General features: G+C 44.5%; 4 protein-coding genes. All 4 read left to right on the top strand.

Going from position 1 to position 2,854, the window contains the following annotated elements; translation table 11 throughout:
• Positions 1-319: hypothetical protein (locus tag CXF78_RS21690; protein WP_219622101.1), on the top strand; the 319-nt coding region annotated here is incomplete at its 5' end.
• 85 nt (positions 320-404) lie between these two features.
• Positions 405-1,166, top strand: coding sequence for an SAF domain-containing protein (locus CXF78_RS19100; protein WP_102037646.1), 762 nt, complete (start codon positions 405-407; stop codon positions 1,164-1,166).
• A 38-nt stretch (positions 1,167-1,204) separates the two neighbouring features.
• Positions 1,205-2,548: a TadA family conjugal transfer-associated ATPase gene (locus CXF78_RS19095; RefSeq protein WP_102037645.1), complete on the top strand. Its 1,344-nt coding sequence runs from the start codon at positions 1,205-1,207 to the stop codon at positions 2,546-2,548.
• On the top strand, positions 2,535-2,854 hold a 320-nt coding region (locus CXF78_RS19090; protein ID WP_145991567.1), incomplete at its 3' end, for a hypothetical protein. The genes CXF78_RS19095 and CXF78_RS19090, both read left to right, overlap by 14 nt.

Genomic DNA, 2,854 nt, shown 5'->3' with positions numbered 1-2,854 from the left:
ATTATCAACTGTCATGGCAGCAGGCTTAGTAGTAGGACTAACTACAATGCGAGATTCGGTAACGGCTGAGTTAGAGGATGTTGCAGAAGCGATTGGTTCATTAGACCAAAGCTACGCATTTGACGGCATCATTAATGCTGAAAATACCGCAGAAATCAGTGGCTCAGGCTTTATCGATGCAGTCGATGTAAATGCAGGTGATGGTGCAACCTTCCAGTTTGTTGCAACCGACTTCGCAGAATCTGCTGTGTCGATTTCAAATTCACCTAGTGCAGGTGCTGCTTCGGCCTCTCAGGCTGACGGTAGTTTAGATAACTAATTTAATCTAAGTCTACGTCGGTTGTCTCACACAGAGGCAATCGGCGCCTAATCTTTAGATTAACAACATAACGCAGAGGTGCATCATGAAACGCAAATTCACAGGTAGTACGACAATAGCCATTGCACTATTCGTCACCTCCGGCGTATTGGCATCAGCACTGGGTATTCGTCAAGTAGATCGTTTATCTACAACCACTGCGGTAGTGTTAAGCCAAGATTTAAAAGCCGGTGACACTATTACTTCATCAGTATTAACAAGGAGAAAAACAGATAAAGATGATTCTGAACAAAGTGTACAAAATCCACAGCAGTTACTTGGCAAAGTACTTAATGTTGCCAAACGCAAAGGTGATGTGGTGTTTGCTAACGAACTCATTTTACCCACGGTTAAATCGTTATCGTATGCAGTACCAGAGGGCCGGGTGTTATTCACACTTTCACAATTACCTACAGGCCTGCCGTTTGCCAAGCTCAATCAAGGCGACCGATTCGATATTTTAGTCCGCGGACGTAAACGTGTCAGAACCGTTGCTCGCAACGTGCAATTAATCGGCGTACTTAAGCCGCCCAAAAAGACCAATAACAGCAAAGGGGCAATCGACAGTTTAAATGCCAAAAGTGCCAGCTCATCCAATGGCGCATTAGCGCTAGTCATGGCCGTTAGACCTGGAGATGTTTATCCACTTGCCAGCATTGGTGCCAGCGATATTGTGTCTATTGTATTACACAGCGCCTACGATATTGCCAACGGAACCCAGCCGTTATTGGGCATGGCCCAAACGCACAGAGACATCATTATTCACAGTGGTAATAGCCGCAAAACGGTCAGTATTGAACGTGAGTAATCCGCCTAAATGGAAGTCATAATGCAGTGAGGTGAAATATGTTTAATTCCGAGCATAATATTTTTTCCCCAACAACATTGAACATCTCATCAATTCCCAACGATGAAATGCGTCGACTTAAGCAACTGCTCCATAACAGCTTAATTGATGATATGGACAACGACGACTCATTGCATTTAAAGCAACCCACTCAGCTTAAGCAGCAGCTTGAGCAACTAATCGATTTATTGCCAGGGCAACAACAACAGCCATTAAATACTGCAGATAAGGCACTCCTTATCCAGCAAGTTATTGAAGAACTACAAGGGCTTGGGCCGATTTCTGAATTAATGTTAGACCCAGCCGTTACCGACATTTTAATTAATGGTCCTTTTTCGATTTGGGTTGAGCGTCACGGAGCACTGCGCAAAACCACTCAAGCGTTCGATAACGACTCGCACCTAAGACGATTTCTTGAACGAATCGTGAGTGCACAAGGTCGCCAGTTAGATGCTAATAATCCTATGGTAGATGCAAGATTGGCCGACGGCAGTCGTTTACATGCGGTTATTCCACCGTTATGTACTATTGGAGCAGTAGTATCAATTCGCCGTTTTCATCATGAAACCATTAGTGCAGAGACATTAGTGTCTAGTGGGTTTATCAGCCAAGACATTCTAACCTTTTTAGAAAAAGCCGTTATCGCAGGCATAAACATTGTTATTGCTGGCAGTGCGGGCTCAGGTAAAACCAGCTTACTTAATGTGATTTCCGGCTTTATCCCTAACAGCGAGCGTGTTATCACCATTGAAGAAACGGGCGAGCTGCAACTACATCATCCGCATGTTATTCCACTGGAAAGTCGTGGAACAAACGGCGAGGGTAATGGCGAAGTGTCATTACGAGACTTAGTGAAAACGGCACTACGAATGCGTGCCGACCGCATTATTGTTGGCGAAGTCAGGGGCGGTGAAGTATTTGATATGCTCCAAGCCATGAACTGTGGTCACGATGGAAGCCTAACCACTGTGCATGCCAATAACCCGCAAGATGTGATCAACCGTCTACGCTCATTGGCCCAAATGGAAGAAGCGGCAATATGCCGTGACACCATTGATCATATGATCAGCTCATCAATACAAGTCATTGTTCAAGTTAGACGTTTTAGAGACGGTAGTCGCCGAGTGGTGAGTGTATGTGAAGTGATACAAACCGCAGCTATAACGGAGGTAAAACCACTATTTGAGTTTCAACAACAACCGCAAACAGATCATAACCATATCGTAGGCCAACATGTTTGCAGCGCAACACAATGCCAGTTAAGCGAACAAATTGCAGCCAAAGGCTTTGATGTTACCGAGCTTAACTCGCTATTTTCGGAGGTAGATTATGCCTTGGTATGAAGTGATTGTATTGGTGGTGTTATTGGCTGTGATGCTTGTGTGTGCCAGGGCTTGGTGGTTTGCCGATGCCCAACCTAAGCCGCAAGAGCTCGAACCACAAACCAAGCTAACTAGCGGAATACGCCAAAAATTACGTTTATTAGACATTAACTTAGCGCCCATTAGTGTGTTGATTGGTATTTTAACCCTATCCATATGTGCCTATATGGCGATTCACACTGCGTTTCCTCAACATCAAAGCATCGCGGTGATCATGGCATTAGCCATATTAATCAGTAGTTATTTTGTATTAGATGACTTAGTCAC

It is taken from the genome of Shewanella sp. 11B5, assembly GCF_002836795.1.
In the GTDB taxonomy this organism is placed as follows: Bacteria; Pseudomonadota; Gammaproteobacteria; order Enterobacterales; family Shewanellaceae; genus Shewanella; species Shewanella frigidimarina.
This window is presented reverse-complemented; position numbering and strand designations above follow the sequence as displayed.

Excerpts from the sequence above, each read along its gene's own strand:
- CXF78_RS19100 (WP_102037646.1), top strand. The coding sequence starts at position 405 with ATGAAACGCAAATTCACAGGTAGTACGACAATAGCCATTGCACTATTC.
- CXF78_RS19095 (WP_102037645.1), top strand. The coding sequence starts at position 1,205 with ATGTTTAATTCCGAGCATAATATTTTTTCCCCAACAACATTGAACATC.